Raw genomic sequence first — 23,842 nt, 5'->3', positions numbered from 1 at the left:
AATTACCAAATATCGAATATATATTTAGATAGAACTATTTTAAAAAGTAAAATAAACTTTTGGAGGCTTTAAATGAAGGTAATGTCAGCTTCAATGGGACTAATATTAGAATTGATTAGAATTATCGTAATCTTCGGGATACTAGGTGCTCTATTTTCAACAGTTTTATCAGAAATATATATAGGTATTGGTGTGAATCTTTCAAATTCGGGATGGTGGAGTTCATTTGGAATCCTTTTATTAATATTTGTCTTATATCGAAACAAAATCCAATTTAGTGGATGGTACAATGGTAAAGGTAAGGTGAAATTATCTAATAAAGTCACAATACTATTGGTTACTTGCTCAATAATTATGATATTAATACCTGGAATAAATGAATTAATTCATAGGTTGTAAATAGTAAATATGCAGTTTACTTAAATCTATTTTAAAACAACAAGATCGACGTAAAGTCGATTTTTATTTTGCCTATACTATTAATTACAGGAGTGATAGAATTGACACTATTTGGCTATCTATTTTGGGGATTTATAGTTGTCGCAATTGCATTTGGTTTCTTTATGCAAAAAAAGTTCGGAACAAAAGCGCCAGATAAAACAGAAAGTCAAAAATTACATGAAGAAATTACGAGACAGACACATAATAATGATCGACCAAGATTTTAAATCACTGGTGAGGTTATTGAATTGAAAAATGACCAACACAAGAATTGATTTTAATCAATAATTTATATAATAGAGTAAGTAGTACTTATATCAAGAGAGGAAAATACCATGAAAAAGATTGATGAATACTTTGAAACAGCAATGGAAGCTTGGAGCATGATGCAAAAAACGACTGATGATGAAGGAGCAGAGTGGGCAGAAAGATTTGAACGCTATTTCTATGAATTTATTGATGAAGTGAAGAAATGGTGGGAAACGCTTGATCCAAAACCAACAAATATTGAAGAGGCCGAAGAGTTACCTGAAGTTAAAAAGTGGATGGAGCAAATTCCAGGTCCAGTCCAATTAAATTTTTTAACTGAATTAGAAGATATAATGGATGGTTTTGATACAGTACGGTTTGATTAAGGAGGATACATTTGTCTATAAAAGATTAGATAATAGATTTTTGTAATCTATAAAGAAGCTAAAATGATGTCTGTCGTAAAAAAGATAAAGAGACAGGAATACAATATTTATTTAGTTGGGATGGCTATATTGGAGGACTTACCCCATTATTGGATAAATACGGGAAACCAGTTAGTAAGGAAAAGAATGAAACTAAAATAGGAGCTGATTAGGTTTCAGATCCTATTTCGTTTCAATGAAAGTTAACGGATTAAAAATTGAAGAAATTCTATTTCAAAAAGTCACATCGAAAGTATGATGTGACTTCTTTTATTTAATCGGTATGTAATCCAGCAAATATTACCCTTAATCCATATAGAAATTGTTCTTCAAAATCAAAACTATAATGATACTGCTCACCAAAAAATGATGTAAATGCAGTTACTTCTTCGGGAGTGTATGTGAACTGCATTGCACGATGTTCATCTGCTACAAATGATAATACATAGTTGTTAAAAAGGTTACCAGCAACTAGACAGTTTTGATCAGAGACACCGTATTTAGTTAAATTTTCTAAAGTGAATTTCACTGCTTTTAATCTACTCGGTGTAGTTGGCATTGATTGCGCAAAAACTTCTACTGCATCTCGTGTTTTTAATAAGACTCTTCGCACTTCAAATGCTAGAGCTGTTAAAGCTTCCCTAGCATCATCTAATTCTTCAGGTAGCACAATTTCATTATTTAAGTGCTCTGCAATTAAATCATACAAACCCTGTTTATCTTTAATATGCCAATATAAGGATGCGGCTTTGATCTCAAGTTCTTTTGCCAATGTGCGCATCGATAAATTACTTATTCCGTCACGATTTAAAATATCGAGGGATGCTTTTACAATTCCTTCTTTCGTTATCGCCATAAAATCTCTCCAAAAATTTAATAATTGTCATTGACTCTAACAGTGTTAGATGTTACTCTAACGATGTTAGATAACTAACGTTGTTAGACGTTTTTGTTCTCTTATTGTACTAGAAATATAAACTACTTTAAAGTTCAAACAAATTACCTACTAGCTAAATCAAATAAATTTATATATTAAGGCTTGTGAACAATGATTGATAACATTAAAAAGAGATAGGGTGGATATGATGATGAAAAATATGCGCAAGAAAAAAGATGTTGGAATTTATGGGTATACAGCAAAATGGTATGACAAAAACTCACGAAAAAGTCGTCTAACACAAATGCAAGAATATGCAACTGAAATACAATCTTTAGTTCATCATGGTGCAAGGATTTTAGAAGTTGCTCCTGGACCAGGATATCTATCTATTGAGCTTGCAAAAATGGGTTTTGATGTTACAGGAGTAGAGTTAAGTTCAGATTTTGTTAACATCGAAAAAAATAATGCAAAGGAAGCAAATGTTTTAGTAAATTTTAAAGAAGGTAATGCATCAAATCTACCTTGTGATGATAACACATTTGATTTTATTGTTTGCAGTGCTGCATTTAAGAACTTTATGGATCCAGTAAAAGCACTCAAAGAAATGTACCGGGTATTAAAACCAGGTGGAACATCACTTATAATCGATATGAATTTTAATGCAACTGCACAAGATATTGAAGGTGAAATTAGAAAAACTGGAATGAAGGGGTTTGATAAGTATTTTGTTAAATTTGCATTTAAAACTTTCTTGAAAAAAGGTGCTTATACAAAAGAAAATTTTGAGATGTTTTTAAATGAAACTCAATTTAAGAATTATAATATTAAGCAAGAGGGTATTAGTTTATATGTATATCTTTATAAATGATCAGGTTATTAATTGAATTTTATTATTTTTCGAGTTACAAGACTATTAATCTTAATGAATATTTTTCTATATAATTTAAAGGATCTTTTGTTTTAATTCCCCATTTAAATTCTAGATTGTTATAATAAACATAAATAATCTTAGAAAGTTGGGATCTGTTTGAGAAAATATCTTCTATATATATTGTATTTTAAGCTAATATGGGATCTCATTCATTATGTTTATAAGGTCTGGGGAGAGTATAAACCGCTAAATCTAGGTTTTGATACTATATCAATATTCATCGATTTATTTATTATTTTGATTTTATTAAAAACAAAAAAGTCTAGAAAAAGTTTTTCAAAATTTGAGCATTTCTATAACGAGGCTTTTAATTGTGATGAAAGAAAAGAATATGAAAAAGCACTTCAAATAAGAGAAGAAGGTCTAAAACTACAATCACTTACTAATTTACAACGTGCAGAATTATATGTTGGTAATGGAGGAACATATTCTTATATAAAAGATTATAAGAATGCTACCAACAGTTTCGATAAAGCTTTTGAGCTAGTTAAACTAGAGAAAATACCTTATGATGAACAGTATAAAGTAATTATTGATTGCTACGTAAAAGCAAATCGAAAAGAAGATGCCATAATATTAGTTGAAGCTTTGTTAGAAAGACAATCTTACAATAAAAAATTCATTAGATTACAACCTATAATGGATCAATTATTAACTTAATCATAATATCACTAATGCTATTAATGCGATTCCGTTTTAATAGAGATAAATTTAAAAAGTCGATTCCTCAATGGAAATCGACTTTTTTATTGATAACTATCATATATTATTCATAAAATTTTGTTTCTCTAAATATTCTAGTACTGTTTGTGAATATTCATGATGTGATTCTTGTGTATACTTTGCAATCGTATAAATTTGAGCTAAATTCTTTAATCCTAGTCGCTCTGTCATTTCTTTAAGCTTTGGAACGTCCATGTAACGTTGCCAGCCTTTTTCATTTCTTTCTTTATAGATTTCAAGAATATCTTCATCTGAATAATCATTATATTGTTCATAATGAACTAGACCTTGTCTTGGAAGTCGGTCACGTAATGCTGGATTTTCTTTTGGATAGCCTAAAGAATAACCTACAACTGGTACGACATTTGGTGGTAAGTTTAGGATTTCACCAATTTGATTACAATTTGCTAGGGTAGAGCCCATGTAGCATAGACCAAGACCTGCGTTCTCAGCTGCTAAAGCACAGTTTTGGGATGCCAATGTAGCATCAATGGCACCAATCATAAAGCTCATGAAATTATCAAAATGTACAGGTGCATCATTTAGCGTAAGCCACTTTCTCATTCGATTAAAATCCACACAAAAAGTTAAAAGAATAGGTGCATCAATAACCATTGATTGCTCCATATGTGCAGAATATAATTTCTTTCTAATTTCCTTGTCTTTTGTGACAATAATCGAATAAGATTGCATATTACCACTTGAAGACGCACGAATACCTGCATCTAATATTTGATCTAACAGTTCTTGGCTTATTTCCTTATCCTCATATTCTCGAATTGATCTGTGGCCATGTAATACATCGTTAAATTCCAAAACCTTCACTCCTCATATAAAACAGATTTCATTAGAAATAATAAGAAAAATACAAAAAATCGACATATAATTTAAAATTGTAATTATTTCTGAATAATCAAATTATAAAGTAAAGATATCATAAAAAAAAGTTATCGTATACATATTTGTACTTTTTAAAAAATTTAGGAAAAATTAAACAAATTAATATTTTTTTAGAATAGTAGAGATTTGTAACAATGTCTAAAAATGTCAAATTATTACTTACAAGTAGATTAAGGGTTAATAGATTGATTTATTTAATTAACGAGTAAATTGATTAATTAAAATATAAAATGATATGAGTCTAGAGAAAATGGTTGAATATGGTAATAAATCAGTCAAACAATAGGGAGCCAAGATATAAATTGAATATAAAATAAATTAAGCTCAGCATACTATTTTAGACTGAGCTTAATCCTTTAATATCAATTTTTTAAACAATCTAGTTCTATTCTAACTTTAAATTCTTAAATTCAATTCGATATAAATCACGACGTCGATCACGTAATTGCCGAACTGATCCCGTATTTCGAGAACGTCTTAATTTTTCAAGGTCAACATCTCCGACTACGACAGTATCAACATTTGCATCACATTCACCTACAATGCCATCTCTTGCGAAGCCAAAATCAGAAGGGGAGAAAATACCAGATTGTGCATATTGAATATCCATGTTTTGTACATGTGTTAAGTTCCCAACTGTTCCTGCGATACAAGTATATACTTGGTTCTCGATTGCTCTTGCTTGAGCGCAATAACGAACACGGAGATAACCTTGACGATCATCCGTACAAAATGGGACGAAAATGATATTTGCACCTTGATCAACTGCAATTCGAGCAAGTTCTGGAAACTCTATATCGTAGCATATTTGGATAGCGATTTTTCCACAATCTGTATCAAATACATGGATTTCGTTACCTTCAGAAATTCCCCACCATTTTCTCTCATTAGGAGTTGCATGAATTTTTAATTGCTTTTCAATCGTACCATCGCGTCTAAAGAGATAAGCAACATTGTAGATATTTCCGTCTTCTTCAACGAAGTGAGATCCCCCCACAATATTGACATTGTAGCGTACAGCAAGTTCTGTAAAAAGTTCGATATATTGCTCTGTATATGTTGCAAGCCTACGAACGGCCTGATCAGGGCGTTTTTCTTCTAGAAAAGACATTAATTGTGTTGTAAACAACTCTGGGAAAACAGCAAAATCCGAACCGAAGTCAGCGGCGACGTCAACATAATACTCGATTTGCTTCGTAAAATCAGAGAATGAATCGATTTTTTTCATCATGTATTGTATTGCGCATATTCTAACTGGGAATGATGCACGATAAACACGTTTAGATTTTGGAAGATAGTCAATATTACTCCATTCCATCAAAGTGGCAAATGAATCTGATGCTTTATCATCCGGAAGGTAACGTGTATTAATCCGTTTAATTGTAAAACCTTCCATTAATTGAAATGATAAAACAGGGTCATAAATACTATGTTTTTCCACTGCTGCTACATATTCACGTGGTGACATTTCATCTCTATGTTTATGATAATTTGGAATTCGACCACCAATGATAATACTTTGCAGATTTAATTGTCGAGCCAATTCCTTTCGCGCTTCGTAAAGACGATGGCCAATTTTCATACGACGGTATTCAGGATCAACCATTACTTCAATTCCATATAAATTAAATCCATTCGGATCATGGTTTGTAATATAACCATTATCAGTTATAACGTTCCAAGTATGCTGGTCATCATATTCATCGAAGTCAACCATTAAACTTGAACAAGAACCAATAATTTTATCTTCATACTCTACACAAAACTGGCCTTCAGGAAAAATGCGAATATGACTTTCTAATTGTTCGCGTTTCCATCCTTCCATACCAGGAAAACAACGGTTTGATAACTTCATAATTTCACTAATATCTTCCATACGTATATTTCGAACTTCAATTTTCTTCTCGTATTTTGACATATCTGTCTCTGACATAATCTCACGTCCTAAATATAAATGTCTCGCTTACTAATGGACCATAAAACTGTTTATGGATTTGCGATACTTACAGTTAGGATACCCATAATTTACCTTTTCAATATGTTCTAAAAAAGAGATTTCTATTTACAGCTGATTTAATGAAAATAAAAAAAGAGCCATATTTAATCGACTCGTTATTAACTACATAGAATCGTTTTACTAAGTACGATTATTACGAAATGCATTCGGTGAAACGCCTTCCATTTGCTTAAAAACTTTACCAAAATGATTTTGATAGTTAAATCCTACGGCAATCGCTACTTCTAATATAGACTTATCAGTTTGAAGTAATAATTTTTTACTTTCGTTTATTCTAATTTTATTTAAATTATCGTTAAATGACATCCCTGTTTCTTTATTTAATTTTTTGGAAAGATGAGAAGGGCTTATATTAAATTTTTGAGCTACATCTTGTAATGTAATGCTTTCATAAAAGTTTGCATTTATATAATGAATTATTTTTTTTATTAAATTAGAGTAATTTGGATTTGAAAAATGGATGATGCATTCTGAAAATTTTACAATCATTTCTTTCATTAGTTTAAAAATATCAAGTTTCGAAGTTAAACTTTCTACTAAATTTATATATTTATCTGCTAATGTTCTCGCATATTCATTATCTGTACCTGAATCAATTGCGTATTGAGAGATGATCCCACATGCAGCTATAAAATGATTTTTCATTGATCTTAAAGAATCTCCTTTTGCCAACTCGATTTGATCGAAAGATTGAAGTACTTTAGTAAAATCAAATCTTTTTTCTAATTCCCAAAATTTTCCTTCTACCAAAATCGATTTAAATTCTTCAAATTCCTCGGAACTAGCATGTAAAGATTCATTTTCATAATAAAGCTCAATTAATGAAACGTCGGGAACAAACGGAGATTGATTTTCTTTTCCTTCAAGATGATACAGTTCTGGTTCAGTGAAAGCAACATTAGAATAGGGCTCGATGATCCATTGAAATAATTTCAAAAAATGCTCCGATTTAGTATAAAGATCTGTTTCTGATGGTGCATCAAAACGGTTTAATCCAATATTTGAGCCAAAAATTATTAGCAAAATTTCATCTTTGTTTTTGATTAAAAAAACATGATATAAGAGAGTTTCTTGCCAATAAAGTTTAAAATAATTATTTTTTGATTCTAAAATAGAATCAAAATTCTCTTTTATTGTTTCAAGCGCGTCCATGAAGATATTATGCTGGTCATTTTTATATGTAGGTGAAGAAAAAGAAAAAACGATATTGAAATCAAGATCAATTCCTATAATGTCTAATCCAGAAACGATCTGGAAGCTGTTAATCTTCATTTTTAGTTCTTGTATATTGATGTGTTTAAAATTTTTCAAAATAGAACCTCACAATTTTATGCATTTTTTTATCAAAATGAACAAAAAAATATCAAATTACTCTTTTCAATTATTATATATTTTAGACACAACGAAATGAAAGGGTTTCCACAGTTTGATAATTTTACTATTTGAAAAAAGTTGATAGTTTAACCGAATATGCAAAAAAATTAACTTTGTTTACTAAAACAATGAAAGTAGGGGACTTTATGAATTTAATACCAAAGATTAACGGTAAAATTGAAATGAATGAAAAGGGTTGTTTCGCTTTAAAAGATACACTTTCTATTAGAAATAAAGACTTCATTGATGCTGGGATCGAGGTATTTTCAGACAGAATAAAGTCAAAATGTGACATTTTAGTGTCGGAAACCGATTTAAATACAAATGCTGATATTGAATTAATAAAAGATCTAACAGTTGAAAAAAATGGTTATAAAGTTGATATTTCGAATGATCAAATAAGAGTTTTCTCAAATGATGATTCTGGAATAAACAACGCTCTTACGACTCTATATGTATTGATTGTCGAAGCAGTCAAAACTTCTAATCAAAAACTGGACGGCGTTATTTTTTCAGATTATCCGAAATATAAGCATCGAGGATTACTTGTAGATGTTAGTAGAAATTTCTTCGACGTAGATGTAATGAAAAAGATGATCGAAGAAATGTCGTTAAATAAATTAAATGTGCTTCACTGGCATTTATCCGATGACCAAGGTTGGAGAATTGAATCAAAAGTATATCCTAAATTAACTGAAAATCAAGAATATTATACGCAAGATGAGATAAAAGATGTAATCAAATATGCCGAAGCAAGAGGGGTTGAAGTTATACCAGAAATAGATATGCCAGGACATGTTACTGCCATGTTAATCGCTAATCCAAGTCTTAGCTGTTTTGAGGAAAATATAGAATTAGCAAGTAGTGCTGGTGTGTATAAGACAGTTCTTTGTCCTGGAAAAGAATCAACATATACTTGGATATTTGCTCTATTAGATGAAATCGTTCAGCTTTTCCCTTCATCTAAATTCCACATAGGTGGAGATGAAGTTCCAAAAACAAATTGGAAAACCTGTCCTCATTGTTTAGCACTTATGAAAAAAAATAACATCCATAATTTTGATGATCTACAATATGCATTTAGTAAACGAATAACTGATCATTTAACTCAACATGGTAAACAAGTCATTTGTTGGAATGAAACTTTACGATCTAAAGAGGTTGAAAACAAACTGACAACACAATATTGGGTTGAATTTACTGAAGAAAGCTATTGCAAGTCATACTTTGAAAATGGACAAGAAGTCATTTTCTCTGAAATGTTTAATTGCTATTTTGATTATCCATATTCAATTGTAACTTTACAAAAGACTTATGATTATAATCCAAATCCTGCCTTAAATGCTTCAAACGTGTTAGGAATTGAAGGCGCAATTTGGACTGAAAGGGTTACTACTCCCGAAATATTAGAATATATGATTTCACCTAGAATCAATGCACTTGCAGAATCAAGTTGGACAATTGAACGAAATTATGAGGATTTTTTAATTCGTTTAAAAGCATATATGGAAGAGTTAAACTTAATTACTTTAAATCATGCCTCATTTGAAGCAGCAACAATTAACGGAAAGGCTGCACAGGAAGAGGCTAAGCAGTTCTTAATGATGATGTTTCAGTTTCTTCAAAATAGCGATATTGACATGGGGTTAGATGAAAAAGAAAAACAAGTGATGATATCTAAGTTTTTAAATAATATTTTTGACGAAGAAACAGCAGCGGAACTATTAAAGCAAACAATGTAATCATTAAGATATGGGGAGCGGGATTATGGGGAAAAATTCAATTTTAAATGAACGAATAGTTGTAGAAAAAAATGCGAAACCGAAAAATACTTTTGTTACAAAAAAATCAGAGCGTTTCATGTACAGCTCATATTTCTTTGGTCAAAATATAATTTTCTTCATTGTATCTTCATTTTTAGCAGTTTATTATACTAGTGTTTTAGGAATTAGTGCAACAACTGTAGGAAGTATACTTTTACTAGCAAGAATCTGGGATGCATTTGTTGATCCAACGCTTGCTACAATTATAGAACGATTAAATTTAAAGAGTGGTAAATTTAAACCTTGGGTAAATCTAGCATCAATTACTGTACCTATTATGACTTTTCTTTGTTTCGGATTTAGTGATCAATTACTTGCAGCTTCTGAAGGTGTACGTATAGGATATGCAGCTATCACTTATTTAATATGGGGTACACTTTATGCTGCTGCAGATGCACCTGCTTTCGCATTTTCGACGGTTATTACTCCTAATCCTGAAGAACGAACAGTTCTACTAGCAAACAATCAAATTACAGGGATTGTCGGTATACTTGTAGCAGTAGCTGCATTCCCAAGCGTATTAAGGGCTACTAATAATAATTACATGATTTCAGTATTAATCTTTTCAATCATTGCATTTTTAGTCATGTCATTGACAAGATTTGTAAAAGAGCGAGTTATATCAAATAAAAAAGAACCAGCAATCAAAGAAATTTTGCATTCACTATTAAATAATAAATATTTAAAAACAATCGTAATCGTAAATATCATTGCAAACGGCGTTAACTTTACTAACACTTTAGCACCTTTCGTAGCTACTGATATTTATAAAGACGCAACTAAAGTTTCACTAATCCTTGGAATTGGTATTCTACCTGTAGTTCTAGTTGCTCCTTTTGTTCCAAAGTTAGTAAACAAATATGGAAAGATTAAACTTATGTCTTTTGCTTTAGGGGCAAATGCATTACTATCAATAGTCACATACTTTGTTGCATACGAAAATTTCGGATTATTTTTAGGCGTTTCAGTTCTTAAAGCAATGTTAATCGCACCACAGCTTGTTATTTATCCAATGTTCTTTGCTGATTCAGTTGAGTATGATTGCTATAAAAATGGTACACGTTTTGAAGCAGTTATATTTGCAACGCAAACATTCAGTTCTAAAATTATTGGAGCAATTTCCGGAGGACTTGGTATGTGGATCATAGGTATTGCAGGCTATAAAGCCGCAACAAATGGACATGCCGTAACTCAAACTGCTACTACTCTAAAATCCTTATGGGCGACATTTAATCTAGGTGGAGCAGTAGGATGTATAATTGCATTATTCATCTTCCTTAAGTTCTATGACTTATCAGAAGAACAAGTTAAAGAAATGGCACTTGCTAATCAAAGTAAAATCTAAAGAGTTATATAGTTGAAAGATAGATATATGCTGTTATTGGTAAAAAGGACATTTTTTAATCAAAATGTCCTTTTTATTTGTATTGTTTTTGTATCCTCATGAGGAGTTTATGAGTAAGTAAACAAGCATAAAACTGGAATGTATTTACTCATAAGAGACTCATGATTAAATAAACATGGAAAAATCAGAAAAGTAGTTACTCATAAGAGGTTCATGGGTAAGTAAACAAGCTATAAAGTGAAATATACATACTCATACCTGTTGCCCATTCTAGGATTAATGCAAGGTAAAATCATAAGGTACTAAAATCCAAATCCTGATCGAATTTTTTATTTGCTCCATTTTTATATCCCTGGAATACTATTTTTGAAAAGTACTGAACTTTAGTAAATGTTAATAAAGTTGTAGCGTCATACACCAATTAGTAATATTGTTATGTAAACTAAAACCGTTCACAGAAATTTCATTATCTATTTAAACAAACATTGTTTAGGACATTGACTACTTTCAAAAAATACTTTAAAATTATCTCTAATTCAAGATAGTTGAAAGGGGTTGATATGATTTGAATCAAAATGAAATTTCAACTAATTCGCTCCAGTTATATTCTGAAATATGTAAATCAAATCGATTTTTGACTGATGCTTCTATTAATAATATTAAATGTTTTGGTTTGAATTTGACTGAGTTTGCAGTCTTAGAATTGCTTTATCATAAAGGAGATCAGCCAATTCAACAGATTGGAAAAAGGATATTAATCTCAAGCGGAAATATGACGTATGTATTAGATAAATTAGAGGCAAGGGGATATATTAAACGCGTTCATTGTCCAAAAGATCGACGAGTTATTTATGCAGCTTTGACAGAAGAGGGTAGAAGAGTAATTAGTTGCATCTTTCCGGCTCATAGTGAAATGATTCATAACTTATTTTCTCAACTAAATTCAGCTGAAAAAGATATGTTAATCTATTTATTAAAAAAGGTTGGTTTAAGCAAAAATCAACCTCAATGTTGAGATAACTTAATTCGAACTAAATTAATTAAAAGCTGTCATTTGACGGCTTTTTTTGTTAATGCTGGAAATAATAATAATAATAGACAAATTGTATGAAGAGGTATAAAAAATATGGATGAAAAGTTTAAAGGAAAATCAATTATTATTACCGGTGGTGCGAATGGAATTGGAGAGGGGATTGCATTTGCATTTGGAAAATTAGGTGCAATTGTTTTTATAGCAGATGTTAATGAACAAAAAGGTCATAGAGTTGTCAAGAAAATTGAGGAAAATGGTGGGAGGGCAATATTTTTTAAGACTGATGTCAGTAAAGAGGAAGACATCATAAATCTTATTCGCAATGTCATTGATAACATTGGTAAACTTGATATTTTAATTAATAATGCAGGAATTTCCGCTTTTAAGCCATTTTTAAGTTTATCAACAGATGAATGGGATCAAGTAATTAATACTAATTTGAGAAGCGTTTTTATTTCCTCAAGAGAAGCTGCTAAAGTGATGAATAATGGAGGAAGAATAATAAATATGGCATCTACGAGAGCGATTATGTCGGAGCCAAATTCAGAAGCTTATGCAGCATCAAAGGGTGGAATTGTATCAATTACCCATTCATTAGCAGCATCGCTACAGCCAAATGGTATAACAGTAAACTGCATTAGCCCTGGATGGATTCAAGTTGATCAAAATGAAGAATTAAAAGAAACTGATCATCTTCAACATTGGTCAAATCGAGTAGGTAAGCCTGAAGATATCGCTAAAGCTTGTATTTATTTAGCTGATCCAGAAAATAATTTTATCAACGGTCAAAATATCATAATTGATGGTGGCATGACTAGAAAGATGATCTATGAAGAATAAAAAAGCAAGGAAAGGTTATTTTCCTTGCTTTTTTATTCGTTACTTATTCTCTTTATCTTACTTTCTTGAATCCTTGCTCTAAAAATATATCTTAATAAATATGGTACAACAATAAAGATAAATAGTGTTCTAAATAGTTGATAACACATAATGACAGTTATATCTGCGTCTACTTCTTTTGCAATTAATGCCATTTGATCCATTCCACCAGGTGCTAAACTTAGTAAGGCACTAATATGATCAATGGTGTGAATATGTGTTAAAAATTTACTAGACAATAGCGAAAATGTTAATAAAACGACTCCACTTAAGACTGAAACTAAAACTATTTTTAATTTGTTAGTTAAGTTTTCTGGTTTCAATAATAAGCCAATATAACTTCCCATCATTAGCTGAGAACAATTTAAAATAACAGATGGTAAGGCAGGTCCATGTAGTCCTGATAAATTAAGTATAATGGTAGCGATCATTGGTCCTAAAAGTAATGCAGTAGGAAAATTTATTTTCTTCCCTAGAAGCCCCAGGAGCGTACATGCAATCGCAAAAATAATGATATTTGGAAATAAGCCATGCCAGCTTGCTGAAGTGTGGTGAATGGCTTCTGAGATCGAACTTTTATGTACGTTAAAAAATGGACTGAAAATTAATAATGGGACCATAAAAATAATCATCATAAGCCTAGAAATTTGTAAGAATGTGACAATTGTGAAGTCAATATCTTTAATCTCTTCTGCAAGAGCAATCATTTGACTTAATCCACCTGGAATACTACCTAATAGAACAGTTGGATAATGTATTTTAAATACTTTAGAAATTATAATCGAGATGGTAATTGTAAAAAGGATGAGTAGAAAGGTCATCAAAATCATAGAAGTTAATTGATGTCCGATTTGAATAAACGTAGAAGATGTAAATGATAGCCCAATTGTATAACCGATTATAATCATGGCTGTATCTCGAATTTTACTCGGCCAATACAATTTTATCCCTTTAATTTTAGAAAGTATAAGTACAAAAAACATCGGTCCAAGGAGCCAAGGTATTGGGAGTTTAATCAATTGAAATAAAAATCCACCAATAATTGCTATAATTAAAGTAAATAAAAGCTGAGTCCATTTATTGTCGTTGTAATTTATTACCATAGTTTCCCTTCTTTTCAAATTATAAAATTTTAATGAACAGACCATGTTTACATTTATTCATCGCGCTTGTTATGTTAATATCATTATTGACCTTAAGTTTATGGTATGCAAGGATTTTGCTCGGTTAGTCGTTAGAATATTAAACAGGATAGTAAAACTAAACGGAGGATATATTAAGGATAGTAAATTTTTTACAATTTTTAATTTAAAAACCCTTGCAAATTTTAATTAGAAAGGACTAATTGAATTGGCTAAACAACAAATAGGCGTAATTGGGTTAGCAGTAATGGGAAAAAACCTAGCTTTAAATATTGAAAGTAGAGGTTTCTCAATTTCTGTATATAACCGCTCAGTTGAAAAAACAGAAGAATTTTTAAAAGAAGCAGAAGGTAAAAATGTCGTTGGAACAATTTCAATTGAAGAATTTGTAAATTCTCTTGAAACACCTAGAAAAATATTGATAATGGTAAAAGCAGGAGCACCTACTGATTCAACAATTGAACAATTATTACCTCATCTTGATAAAGGTGATATTTTAATTGATGGTGGAAATACATACTATAAAGACACTCAAAGACGAAACAAAATGCTTTCTGATAGTGGAATTCATTTTATTGGAACAGGTGTTTCAGGTGGAGAAGAGGGAGCTTTAAAAGGTCCTTCAATTATGCCTGGTGGTCAAAAAGAAGCATTTGAACTAGTAAAACCTATTTTTGAAGCGATTGCTGCAAAAGTAAATAATGAGCCTTGTACAACATATATTGGCCCTGATGGTGCCGGTCATTACGTAAAAATGGTCCATAATGGAATTGAATATGGAGATATGCAATTAATCTCAGAAGCTTACTTTTTATTAAAAAATGTACTTGGCTTAAGTGCTGACGAATTACATCATGTATTTAGTGATTGGAATAAGGGTGAGCTTGATAGCTATTTAATTGAAATTACAGCTGATATCTTTACTAAAACAGACGAAGAAACAGGTAAACCACTTGTAGATGTTATTTTAGACAAAGCAGGACAAAAAGGTACAGGGAAATGGACTAGTCAAAGCACACTAGATTTAGGTGTACCTACTTCAATTATTACTGAGTCTGTATTTGCACGTTTTATTTCTGCAATGAAGGATGAAAGAGTAAAAGCAAGTAAATTATTATCTGGTCCATCAACTAGTACATATAATGGTGATAAAGAGCAACTTATTGAAGATGTGCGTAAAGCTCTTTATATGAGTAAAATTTGTTCTTATGCTCAAGGATTTGCTCAATTAAGAGCTGCATCTGATGAGTATAACTGGGATTTACAATATGGTGATATTGCAATGATTTTCAGAGGTGGATGTATTATTCGAGCGGCTTTCTTACAAAAAATTAAAGAAGCTTACGATCTAGATGCAAATCTTTCTAACTTATTACTTGACCCATATTTCAAAGAAATCGTAGAAAGTTATCAAGGTGCATTACGTAAGATTAGCGTAGTAGCAATTGAAGCTGGTGTACCAATCCCATGTTTCTCTGCAGCATTAGCTTATTTTGATAGTTATCGTACTGAAACACTTCCTGCAAATTTAATTCAAGCACAAAGAGATTATTTTGGTGCGCATACTTATGAACGAATCGATAAAGAAGGTAAGTTCCATACTCAGTGGACATAATTTAACATGGTTTTTGAAACATAAAAAAGTTACCCCCTCGCTATTATGAGGAGGTAACTTTTTTTATCGATAAATCGTTTTTAATTTTCATTTAATCGATCAGTAACTGGCCACCATTTGTGACCATCAACTGTCAATAAAGTATCAGCTTCGTTTGGACCCATTGTACCAGAACTATATGTTGTAAGTGGTGCTAAATTATTGTCCCAAGCTTTTGAGATGACATCAACAAAGCTCCAAGAATATTTTACTTCATCCCAATGTGTAAAGTTTGTCCCATCACCTAACATACAATCATAAATTAATCGCTCATATGCTTCTGGTGTATTAACACAATCAACACAATTATTATTAAATGTTAATTGAATTGGCTTTGTGTAGCCTTCTTCTGAGCCAGATCTTTTTGCATTTAATTGCAATGTAATTCCTTCGTCTGGTTGAATATGTATAATTAATAAATTTGGAGACATTGTCTCTTTTGTATTGTAATAAAGATTCATTGGTATATCTGAAAACTGAACAATAATCTTAGTAGATTTTGTCGCCATTCTTTTTCCTGTTCGAATATAGAATGGAACACCAGCCCATCTAAAATTATCGATAAAAAGTTTGCCCGCAACAAATGTTTCAGTTTGTGACTCAGGGTTAACATTGTTTTCATTTCTATATGCTGGAACCTCTTCACTGTTAATTACACCAGCATCATATTGTCCGCGAACAAAGTAATCTTTTACTTCGTTTTCATCAATTTTACGTAGAGCTTTAAATACTTTAACTTTTTCACTACGAATTTCTTCAGTTGTTAATTTAATCGGAGGCTCCATAGCAAGAAGTGCCGCCACTTGAAGCATATGATTCTGGACCATATCTTTTAAAGCGCCAGAATTCTCATAGTATTTTCCTCGGTCTTCAACACCTAGAATTTCACTAGAAGTAATTTGGATATTTGAAATAAATCGATTATTCCATAGCGGTTCAAACATGGCATTTGCAAAACGGATTACTTCAATATTTTGAACCATTTCTTTCCCTAAGTAATGATCTATACGGTAGATTTGATTTTCTGAAAATGCTTCACGAATTTCATCATTCAATTCAATTGCACTCGGTAAATCATGTCCAAATGGTTTTTCGATTACTATTCGACTCCAACCTTCAGTATCAGCCAATCCATTTTGTTTTAACTGTTTAGCAATTGTTCCGAAAAATTCAGGTGCCATTGCAAGGAAGAAAACACGGTTACCAGGAATTAAGTAATGATTATCCAAGTTTGTTAATAAATTTCCTAATTCTATATACGAAGACGGTTCTAATACTTCAAATTGATGGTAATAAAAATGAGATAAAAAGCTTTCAATTTCAGTATCAGATGAAGTAATAGATTGAATTGATTTTTTTACAGTTTCACGAAACTCATCATTTGACCAAGGTCTTCTACCTACACCTACAACCGCAAAACCTTCATCAATTTTTTGGCTCAAAAATAATCTATATATTGAAATAAAAAGCTTTCTTTTTGCTAGGTCTCCTGTTGCTCCAAAAATGACAATAACTGCTTTTGGGTTTACTTTAGTTTTCAATTAATTTACCTCACTTCTTAAACATAAATTACTAACTTATTTTAGTAATAATCAAGGCTGATTATACAAAATATGTAAAATCACTTTCAAAAAAAATATTTTGAAAGCATTTTCATTAATTATTAAAAAATAAATTAAATTTCCAAATTATTCATCTTATATAATAAACAAAACGAACAGATTCGTAAATAAGAGTCTTGATAATATTTAACTTTTTTCTTCTTATTCCCTGTAAACAAAGGGGTTTTAAATGATTTGGAAAATGCAAGTTTTTTCTGAAAATAAATACAAATATGTAATTATTTGGTTAAAAATTAAAAAAAAATTAAAAAATAATAAAGGGAATTTGTCAAAATCTTAGTTTTTTAGTAGAATTGTAATGTACCTTATTCGAAATTTGGAAAATATAGTAAAATTGAAATTGTAAAGATTTCTGTTATACTGTTTTTTATAACTTTTTTTGATTGTAAATTCTGAATATAATCAAAAAGTAAATTATGGAAATGATGGGTAATTTATGAGAGTTCCATCGATATCTTAATAAGCCAAGTAGTGCTTAAACCATTTAAAAAAAATTTAAATGGTTTTGTTATTTTTTGTAAATTAAAAAACTTGGCAAAATTCTACTACAAGGGGGACTTTTATTATGAAAAAAATTGGCTTAGCTTGGCAAATATTAATTGGTCTTGTTATCGGGATCATTGTAGGCGCAATTTTTTATGGAAATCCAAAGGTTGCTGACTATTTACAACCAATCGGAGACATTTTTTTACGTCTGATTAAAATGATTGTAATACCTATCGTTGTTTCAAGTATTATTGTAGGTGTTGCTAGTGTTGGTGACACAAAAAAACTTGGCCGTTTAGGCGGAAAAACGATTCTGTACTTTGAGATTATTACAACAATTGCAATTTTAATCGGATTATTAGTAGCGAATATCGTTAAACCAGGTGCTGGTGTAGATATGAGTATTCTTCACAAAACTGATATAAATACTTATGTTGAAACAGCAAAACAAGTGAAAAGTCATGGGTTTGCAGATACATTTGTAAATATCGTACCGCCAAATATTTTTTCAGCTTTTGTTGAAGGAAATATGTTAGCAATTATCTTTTTCTCAGTGTTGTTTGGTCTTGGGATTACAGCGGTAGGAGAAAGAGGAAAGCCAGTATTAGCATTTTTCCAAGGAACAGCTGATACAATGTTTTACATTACAAATCAAATTATGAAATTTGCTCCATTTGGTGTTTTTGCATTAATCGGAGTTACAGTTTCAAAGTTTGGATTAGAATCTTTAATTCCACTTGGAAAATTAGTCATAACTGTTTATATAACGATGGCATTCTTTATCGTTGTAGTATTAGGCTTAGTAGCTAAAATGGTAGGAGTTAATATATTTAAGTTCATTAAATTAATTAAAGATGAACTGATCTTAGCATATTCTACTGCGAGTTCAGAAACAGTTTTACCTAAAATTATGGAAAAAGTAGAAAAATTCGGAGTACCAAGATCCATTTCTTCATTCGTTATTCCGACTGGTTATTCATTCAATCTTGATGGATCAACTTTATATCAAGCATTAGCAGCAATTTTCATCGCTCAAATGTATGGTATTCATTTATCAATCACAGATCAAATTTCACTAATGTTAGTTCTAATGGTCACTTCAAAAGGTATTGCAGGTGTTCCAGGCGTATCGTTCGTTGTATTATTAGCAACATTAGGTACAGTAGGAATTCCAGTTGAAGGTTTAGCATTTATTGCTGGTATTGACCGTATTCTAGATATGGCTAGAACTGCAGTAAACGTAGTAGGTAACTCTTTAGCAGCAGTTGTAATTGCTAAATGGGAACGCGAATTTAAACCAGAAGTGGTGAAGAATGATAATAACGTTGCTATGTAACGTATAATATAGGAAAGATATTTTAATTTTAACTCTCAAATAAATTAACTAAAAAACAAAAGCCACATGGAAAAAGAAATTCCTTGTGGCTTTTCTACTTTTAAAGAAGTTTTTTTAAAGGGAAAAGTCTAAAAACATAGAATATTCTTAATTGTGTTTAATTTAAGTGCTAATAACGCGTCCTTTTGGAAGGGAACCAATTAAGGAGGATAAGATGACAAATTTACTAGATATTACGATCGGGAAACTATTAGAAGAAAAAGCGAAATTACATCCTACTCATGAGGCTGTTGTCTATGCGGATAGAGGTTTAAGGATGAATTACGAACAATTTGAAAATCACTGTAGAGAAGTAGCAAAAGGTTTGATGAGTCTTAGAATTCAAAAAGGTGATCATATTGCAATATGGTCTTCAAATACACCTGAATGGCTTACTTCCCAATTTGCAACTGGCAAAATGGGTGGAGTTCTTGTTACAGTAAACACAAATTATCGTACAGCAGAACTAGAATATTTGTTAAAGCAATCTGATTCAACAACGATTATTTTAATGGATCAGTATAAAGATTCTTCATATATTGAAATGCTTTATGAAATTATACCAGAATTAAAGGAGGCTGTTCCTGGAGAACTTCATAGCAGTCGACTGCCATTTTTACGGAACGTAATTGTTCTAGGTGAGAAAAAATATCCTGGAACATTCTCTTGGAATGAACTTATTTCTATGGCTAAAAATACTTCAGACATAGAGTTGGATAAGCGAATTGCAACAATGAGTCCGTACGATGTTATAAACATGCAATATACATCTGGAACGACTGGTTTCCCAAAAGGTGTAATGCTTACACACTCAAATATCGTTAATAATGGGTTCAATATTGCGAATTGTATGGAATTAAAAAAGACAGATCGTTTATGCATACCCGTTCCATTTTTCCATTGCTTTGGATGTGTTTTAGGCACCATGGCTTGTGTTACTGTTGGAGCAACGATGGTACCTGTACAAGACTTCAGTCCAAAGAGAGTACTTCAAACTGTACAAGATGAAAAATGTACTGGATTACATGGAGTTCCTACAATGTTTATCGCAGAATTAAATGAACCTGATTTTTCTAAATATGATTTGTCAACATTACGAACTGGAATTATGGCAGGTTCAAACTGTCCAATTGAGGTTATGAAGGCAGTAATCGAAAAAATGGGTATTACAGAGATTACAATTGCATATGGTCAAACGGAGTCTTCTCCAGTTATCACACAAACTAGAACGAATGATCCAATTGAGGTACGAGTTGAAACGGTTGGTAAGGCATTACCAAATGTTGAAGTGAAAATAGTAGAACCAGGCACTTCAAATGAAGTACCACGTGGTGTACAAGGTGAACTATGTACTAGAGGTTATCATGTTATGAAAGGTTACTACAAAAATGAAGAAGCTACTCGTACTGCGATTGATGAAGATGGTTGGTTACATACAGGAGATTTAGCAATCATGGATGAGAATGGCTATTGCAAAGTTACAGGTAGGCTCAAAGACATGATTATCCGTGGGGGAGAAAATATTTACCCTCGTGAAATTGAAGAATTTTTATATACTTACCCAGATGTGTTAGATGTTCAAGTTGTTGGAGTACCTGATCATGTGTATGGGGAAGAAGTAATGGCTTGCATTATTCTTAAAGAAGGAATAAAAATTACACCAGAGGATATTCGAATGTACTGTAAGGGAAAAATCTCAAAACATAAAATTCCTCGATATATAGAATTTGTAAAAGAGTATCCCATGACTGCCTCTGGAAAAATACAGAAATTCCGACTTAGAGAGCAAGCAGTAGAATCTGTCTCAAAACAAGTTTAATTTATCTGATTTAATCATTGAAGAAATGGCAAAGTGAAACAGAAAGCTTTGCTATTTTTTTCATTAAATATTTGTAAGGAATATTCAAATAATTAATCATGTTATGGTAAAATGTGGAGACAATAAATTTAAAGGGGATACAAATTTGAAAATACGAAAAAAGGAATCTTCATGGCAAACTTTTAAAATAATAGTCTATTCTTTTACAATCGCATTAATTGTTAAGATTTTTATTTTTTCACCCTTTATTGTTCAAGGTGCTTCGATGCAACCCACCTTACATAATCATGATTATTTGTTTGTAAATAAAGCCTCATTTCATATTTCATCAATAAATAGAGGCGAAGTTGTCATTATAAAAAAACAAAATGACCCTAAGTATTATGTCAAAAGAATCATTGGATTGCCAAGTGATAACGTTAATTTAACGAACGGGAACCTATATATTAATGGAAAACATTTAGCTGAAAACTATTTAAATGATCATTTAAAAAATGTCTATAAAGAATATCTTCAATTTAATCAAGTTAAAGTACCTAGCGGGTCGTATTTAGTAATGGGTGATAATCGACTAAATAGTAAAGATAGCAGAAATGGTTTAGGGTATATTAAACAGTCTGAAATAGTCGGAAAGGTTGAAGGAGTTTTTTTTCCTTTTGATCGAGTAAGAATAATACACTAGTAGAAAAAGTAAAATGGAATAAATAGGGATTGTAGAAATTAAAAAAAGGTTTTTCATTAAAATTTCATTTTCATTATATAAAATAAAAAAGTAATAAAATTGATACTTACAGGTATTTTAAGCTTTATTTAAGGAAATAAATCTTAAATATAAGAATAAATTAATCAAAACTGAAAGTAGGAATATATAATGAAAAAAAATGAAGAGCTGTTATTGGAGGAAGAAATTATTCATATTAAGAAGAATAATTGGTTATTAATGATCGTAGCGATCATCACCATACCTTTCTTAGTAATAAATATGTGAAGAAGTAAAGCCTGGAATAGTTAAATACCAGGCTTTTATGCTGTTTAAAATGAAATTAACTATCTTCTCTTTCTAGTAATCTAAAATGACGGCAATTTTATTGACTTCATACCTATCTGGGTATATAGTTCAATTTAACTAATGTAAAAATTTTACTAAGAAAGGAAAGAATTCTATGTCTTATGATGATCAAATAAAAAATAGAGTAAAACGAATTGAAGGGCAACTTAGAGGCATTTTAAAAATGATGGATGAAGATAAAGGGTGTAAAGATGTTATCACTCAATTATCAGCAGTAAGAGCAGCAATGGATCGTACAATAGGAGTCATCGTTAGTACGAATCTAATAGAATGTGTAAGATTAGCTGATGAAAATGGAGAAAGTGCAGAAGAGCTTGTAAAAGAAGCAGTTAACTTATTAGTAAAAAGCAGATAAAAAATATTCGTAAAACTTATCGCTGGCCAAAATATTTCTGAACATCAACTTCTTGAAAGTAGGACCTAAAAAGTAATGTTAAATATTCTAATCATCGTATTAATTGCTTATTTTCTAGTACAAACTTTTCTTCCAATTAAAGGGGTAAAGCAAATTTCAACAAATGAATTAAAAAATGAATTGAAAAGTAAGGAAAAACAATTCATTGATGTTAGAACACCTGCAGAATATAAAGGAAGACATATAAAAGAATTCAAAAATATTCCATTGCATTTGTTAAAGCAAAATTTAAATCATCTTTCAAAAAATCAAGAAACAATTATTATTTGCCAAAGTGGAATGAGAAGTAAAAAAGCATGTAAAGTTCTTAAAAAAATGGGTTATACCAATATTACAAATGTAAAAGGCGGAATGAGCACCTGGTCTTAATAAAGGAGAATAATGAATGAGAGAAATTACAGCAGAAAAACTTGAAGATTTATTAAAGAATGGAAATTCAATTAATATAATTGATGTTCGCGAGGCGGATGAAGTAGCAAACGGAATGATCCCAGGTGCGACGCATATTCCACTTGGTTTAATCGAATTCCGTATGGCAGACCTTGATAAAACTAATGAATACATCGTTGTATGCCATGCTGGTGGCAGAAGTAGTCGAGCAGTACAGTTTTTAGAAAGTCATGGATTTAATGTTGTGAATATGACTGGCGGAATGCTTGCTTGGACAGGAGAAATTGAATAAACAAAATGCAAAAATTGCTTATAAAAGAATATAGGCAATTTTTTTTTTATGTATTGAAAGGTAATAACATACTGAGGTTTATTAGTAGAGAAAACGCAAAAGGATGAAAGGACCTGCAAACTAGGTTTCATGAGGAAGTAAATTAGCAAGAAGATGAGATATAGTGCCTCAAAAAGAGTTCATGAGGAAGTACAAAAGCAAAAAGCAGAGATATAATGCCTCATAAAGAGTTCATGAGGAAGTACAAAAGCAAAAAGCAGAGATATAGTGCCTCATATAGGGTTCATGAGGAAGTTAAAAAAGCAAAAAGCAGAGATATAGTGCTTCATATAGAGTTCATGAGGAAGTACAAAAGCAAAAAGCAGAGATATAGTGCCTCATAAAGAGTTCATGAGGAAGTACAAAAGCAAAAAGCAGAGATAGAGTGCCTCATAAAGGGTTCATGAGGAAGTAAAAAGGCAAAAAGCAGAGATATAGTGCCTCATAAAGAGTTCATGAGGAAGTACAAAAGCAAAAAGCAGAGATATAGTGCCTCATAAAGGGTTCATGAGGACGTAC

Annotated in this window: 22 protein-coding genes and 1 pseudogene; 17 read left to right on the top strand and 6 right to left on the bottom strand. The window is 31.1% G+C overall.

Features of this window, described 5'->3' with window-relative positions; translation table 11 throughout:
* Positions 1–72: 72 nt before the first annotated feature.
* The 4 genes and pseudogenes from ACFVRR_RS07065 to ACFVRR_RS07050 form a co-directional block, all read left to right on the top strand.
* Entirely contained in the window at positions 73–399 is a 327-nt protein-coding gene (locus ACFVRR_RS07065; protein ID WP_387326306.1) for a hypothetical protein, read from the top strand.
* A gap of 101 nt (positions 400–500) precedes the next feature.
* Complete coding sequence (locus ACFVRR_RS07060) at positions 501–668, top strand: hypothetical protein (RefSeq protein WP_156339587.1); 168 nt, start codon at positions 501–503, stop codon at positions 666–668.
* 108 nt (positions 669–776) lie between these two features.
* Complete coding sequence (locus tag ACFVRR_RS07055; RefSeq protein ID WP_387326303.1) at positions 777–1,076, top strand: hypothetical protein; 300 nt, start codon at positions 777–779, stop codon at positions 1,074–1,076.
* A 95-nt stretch (positions 1,077–1,171) separates the two neighbouring features.
* Positions 1,172–1,288: pseudogene (locus ACFVRR_RS07050) on the top strand (DUF6440 family protein); the annotation flags it as partial.
* Positions 1,289–1,389: 101 nt separating this feature from the next.
* Here the strand turns inward: ACFVRR_RS07050 and ACFVRR_RS07045 are convergent.
* The gene (locus tag ACFVRR_RS07045; protein ID WP_387326300.1) at positions 1,390–1,971 is read right to left on the bottom strand and encodes a TetR/AcrR family transcriptional regulator C-terminal domain-containing protein; all 582 of its coding nucleotides are present in this window, start codon (positions 1,969–1,971) and stop codon (positions 1,390–1,392) included.
* A 232-nt stretch (positions 1,972–2,203) separates the two neighbouring features.
* Between ACFVRR_RS07045 and ACFVRR_RS07040 the strand changes: the two genes are divergently transcribed.
* Positions 2,204–2,863, top strand: coding sequence for a class I SAM-dependent methyltransferase (locus ACFVRR_RS07040; RefSeq protein WP_387326297.1), 660 nt, complete (start codon positions 2,204–2,206; stop codon positions 2,861–2,863).
* Between the two features lie 159 nt (positions 2,864–3,022).
* Positions 3,023–3,586: a hypothetical protein gene (locus ACFVRR_RS07035; RefSeq protein WP_387326294.1), complete on the top strand. Its 564-nt coding sequence runs from the start codon at positions 3,023–3,025 to the stop codon at positions 3,584–3,586.
* Positions 3,587–3,685: 99 nt separating this feature from the next.
* On the opposite strand, the gene ACFVRR_RS07030 is transcribed toward ACFVRR_RS07035, so the two are convergent.
* From ACFVRR_RS07030 to ACFVRR_RS07020, 3 genes are all read right to left on the bottom strand, one after another.
* On the bottom strand, positions 3,686–4,465 hold the full coding sequence (locus tag ACFVRR_RS07030; protein ID WP_387326291.1) for a nitroreductase family protein: 780 nt from the start codon (positions 4,463–4,465) through the stop codon (positions 3,686–3,688).
* A 469-nt stretch (positions 4,466–4,934) separates the two neighbouring features.
* The gene (locus ACFVRR_RS07025; protein WP_069032142.1) at positions 4,935–6,482 is read right to left on the bottom strand and encodes a bifunctional GNAT family N-acetyltransferase/carbon-nitrogen hydrolase family protein; all 1,548 of its coding nucleotides are present in this window, start codon (positions 6,480–6,482) and stop codon (positions 4,935–4,937) included.
* Between the two features lie 204 nt (positions 6,483–6,686).
* A complete protein-coding gene (locus ACFVRR_RS07020; RefSeq protein ID WP_387326287.1) occupies positions 6,687–7,877 on the bottom strand; it encodes a helix-turn-helix domain-containing protein in 1,191 nt (396 codons plus the stop codon).
* Positions 7,878–8,086: 209 nt separating this feature from the next.
* On the opposite strand from ACFVRR_RS07020, the gene ACFVRR_RS07015 reads away from it, so the two are divergent.
* The 4 genes from ACFVRR_RS07015 (at position 8,087) to ACFVRR_RS07000 (ending at position 12,981) form a co-directional block, all read left to right on the top strand.
* Complete coding sequence (locus tag ACFVRR_RS07015; RefSeq protein WP_387326284.1) at positions 8,087–9,682, top strand: beta-N-acetylhexosaminidase; 1,596 nt, start codon at positions 8,087–8,089, stop codon at positions 9,680–9,682.
* Between the two features lie 25 nt (positions 9,683–9,707).
* On the top strand, positions 9,708–11,108 hold the full coding sequence (locus ACFVRR_RS07010) for an MFS transporter (protein WP_387326281.1): 1,401 nt from the start codon (positions 9,708–9,710) through the stop codon (positions 11,106–11,108).
* Positions 11,109–11,673: 565 nt separating this feature from the next.
* Complete coding sequence (locus ACFVRR_RS07005) at positions 11,674–12,123, top strand: MarR family winged helix-turn-helix transcriptional regulator (protein ID WP_387326279.1); 450 nt, start codon at positions 11,674–11,676, stop codon at positions 12,121–12,123.
* A gap of 111 nt (positions 12,124–12,234) precedes the next feature.
* Positions 12,235–12,981 carry an SDR family NAD(P)-dependent oxidoreductase gene (locus ACFVRR_RS07000; protein WP_387326276.1) on the top strand — a complete coding sequence of 249 codons (747 nt, stop codon included), beginning with the start codon at positions 12,235–12,237 and terminating at the stop codon, positions 12,979–12,981.
* Between the two features lie 32 nt (positions 12,982–13,013).
* Here ACFVRR_RS07000 and ACFVRR_RS06995 read toward each other — a convergent pair whose 3' ends face one another.
* The gene (locus ACFVRR_RS06995) at positions 13,014–14,123 is read right to left on the bottom strand and encodes an AbrB family transcriptional regulator (protein ID WP_387326273.1); all 1,110 of its coding nucleotides are present in this window, start codon (positions 14,121–14,123) and stop codon (positions 13,014–13,016) included.
* A gap of 247 nt (positions 14,124–14,370) precedes the next feature.
* Here ACFVRR_RS06995 and gndA point away from each other — a divergent pair, with 247 nt between their 5' ends.
* Entirely contained in the window at positions 14,371–15,777 is a 1,407-nt protein-coding gene (gene gndA / locus ACFVRR_RS06990) for an NADP-dependent phosphogluconate dehydrogenase (protein WP_387326270.1), read from the top strand.
* Between the two features lie 80 nt (positions 15,778–15,857).
* Here the strand turns inward: gndA and zwf are convergent, their stop codons facing one another.
* Positions 15,858–17,357, bottom strand: a complete 1,500-nt coding sequence (gene zwf / locus ACFVRR_RS06985; protein WP_387326267.1) for a glucose-6-phosphate dehydrogenase — start codon at positions 17,355–17,357, stop codon at positions 15,858–15,860.
* Positions 17,358–18,003: 646 nt separating this feature from the next.
* Between zwf and ACFVRR_RS06980 the strand changes: the two genes are divergently transcribed.
* From ACFVRR_RS06980 to ACFVRR_RS06955, 6 genes are all read left to right on the top strand, one after another.
* Positions 18,004–19,260 (top strand): cation:dicarboxylate symporter family transporter, encoded by a 1,257-nt coding sequence (locus tag ACFVRR_RS06980; RefSeq protein WP_387326264.1) that lies wholly within the window; start codon positions 18,004–18,006, stop codon positions 19,258–19,260.
* Positions 19,261–19,474: 214 nt separating this feature from the next.
* Complete coding sequence (locus tag ACFVRR_RS06975; protein ID WP_387326261.1) at positions 19,475–21,118, top strand: AMP-binding protein; 1,644 nt, start codon at positions 19,475–19,477, stop codon at positions 21,116–21,118.
* 145 nt (positions 21,119–21,263) lie between these two features.
* Entirely contained in the window at positions 21,264–21,800 is a 537-nt protein-coding gene (lepB, locus tag ACFVRR_RS06970) for a signal peptidase I (protein WP_387326258.1), read from the top strand.
* Between the two features lie 481 nt (positions 21,801–22,281).
* Positions 22,282–22,542, top strand: a complete 261-nt coding sequence (locus ACFVRR_RS06965) for a metal-sensitive transcriptional regulator (RefSeq protein ID WP_098234579.1) — start codon at positions 22,282–22,284, stop codon at positions 22,540–22,542.
* A 75-nt stretch (positions 22,543–22,617) separates the two neighbouring features.
* The gene (locus tag ACFVRR_RS06960; RefSeq protein ID WP_387326254.1) at positions 22,618–22,971 is read left to right on the top strand and encodes a rhodanese-like domain-containing protein; all 354 of its coding nucleotides are present in this window, start codon (positions 22,618–22,620) and stop codon (positions 22,969–22,971) included.
* Positions 22,972–22,987: 16 nt separating this feature from the next.
* Entirely contained in the window at positions 22,988–23,284 is a 297-nt protein-coding gene (locus tag ACFVRR_RS06955; RefSeq protein WP_387326251.1) for a rhodanese-like domain-containing protein, read from the top strand.
* Positions 23,285–23,842 lie beyond the last annotated feature (558 nt).

The sequence above is a fragment of the Gottfriedia sp. NPDC057948 genome, from assembly GCF_042887255.1.
Lineage (GTDB): Bacteria > Bacillota > Bacilli > Bacillales > Bacillaceae_G > Gottfriedia.
Note: the sequence above shows the minus strand (reverse complement) of the source record. Positions and strands in the feature narration are given on the sequence as shown.

Coding starts and splice junctions, on each gene's coding strand:
- ACFVRR_RS07065 (WP_387326306.1), top strand. CDS start 73: ATGAAGGTAATGTCAGCTTCAATGGGACTAATATTAGAATTGATTAGA.
- ACFVRR_RS07055 (WP_387326303.1), top strand. CDS start 777: ATGAAAAAGATTGATGAATACTTTGAAACAGCAATGGAAGCTTGGAGC.
- ACFVRR_RS07045 (WP_387326300.1), bottom strand. CDS start 1,971: ATGGCGATAACGAAAGAAGGAATTGTAAAAGCATCCCTCGATATTTTA.
- ACFVRR_RS07040 (WP_387326297.1), top strand. CDS start 2,204: ATGAAAAATATGCGCAAGAAAAAAGATGTTGGAATTTATGGGTATACA.
- ACFVRR_RS07025 (WP_069032142.1), bottom strand. CDS start 6,482: ATGTCAGAGACAGATATGTCAAAATACGAGAAGAAAATTGAAGTTCGA.
- ACFVRR_RS07015 (WP_387326284.1), top strand. CDS start 8,087: ATGAATTTAATACCAAAGATTAACGGTAAAATTGAAATGAATGAAAAG.
- ACFVRR_RS07010 (WP_387326281.1), top strand. CDS start 9,708: ATGGGGAAAAATTCAATTTTAAATGAACGAATAGTTGTAGAAAAAAAT.
- ACFVRR_RS07000 (WP_387326276.1), top strand. CDS start 12,235: ATGGATGAAAAGTTTAAAGGAAAATCAATTATTATTACCGGTGGTGCG.
- ACFVRR_RS06995 (WP_387326273.1), bottom strand. CDS start 14,123: ATGGTAATAAATTACAACGACAATAAATGGACTCAGCTTTTATTTACT.
- ACFVRR_RS06980 (WP_387326264.1), top strand. CDS start 18,004: ATGAAAAAAATTGGCTTAGCTTGGCAAATATTAATTGGTCTTGTTATC.
- ACFVRR_RS06975 (WP_387326261.1), top strand. CDS start 19,475: ATGACAAATTTACTAGATATTACGATCGGGAAACTATTAGAAGAAAAA.
- ACFVRR_RS06965 (WP_098234579.1), top strand. CDS start 22,282: ATGTCTTATGATGATCAAATAAAAAATAGAGTAAAACGAATTGAAGGG.
- ACFVRR_RS06960 (WP_387326254.1), top strand. CDS start 22,618: ATGTTAAATATTCTAATCATCGTATTAATTGCTTATTTTCTAGTACAA.
- ACFVRR_RS06955 (WP_387326251.1), top strand. CDS start 22,988: ATGAGAGAAATTACAGCAGAAAAACTTGAAGATTTATTAAAGAATGGA.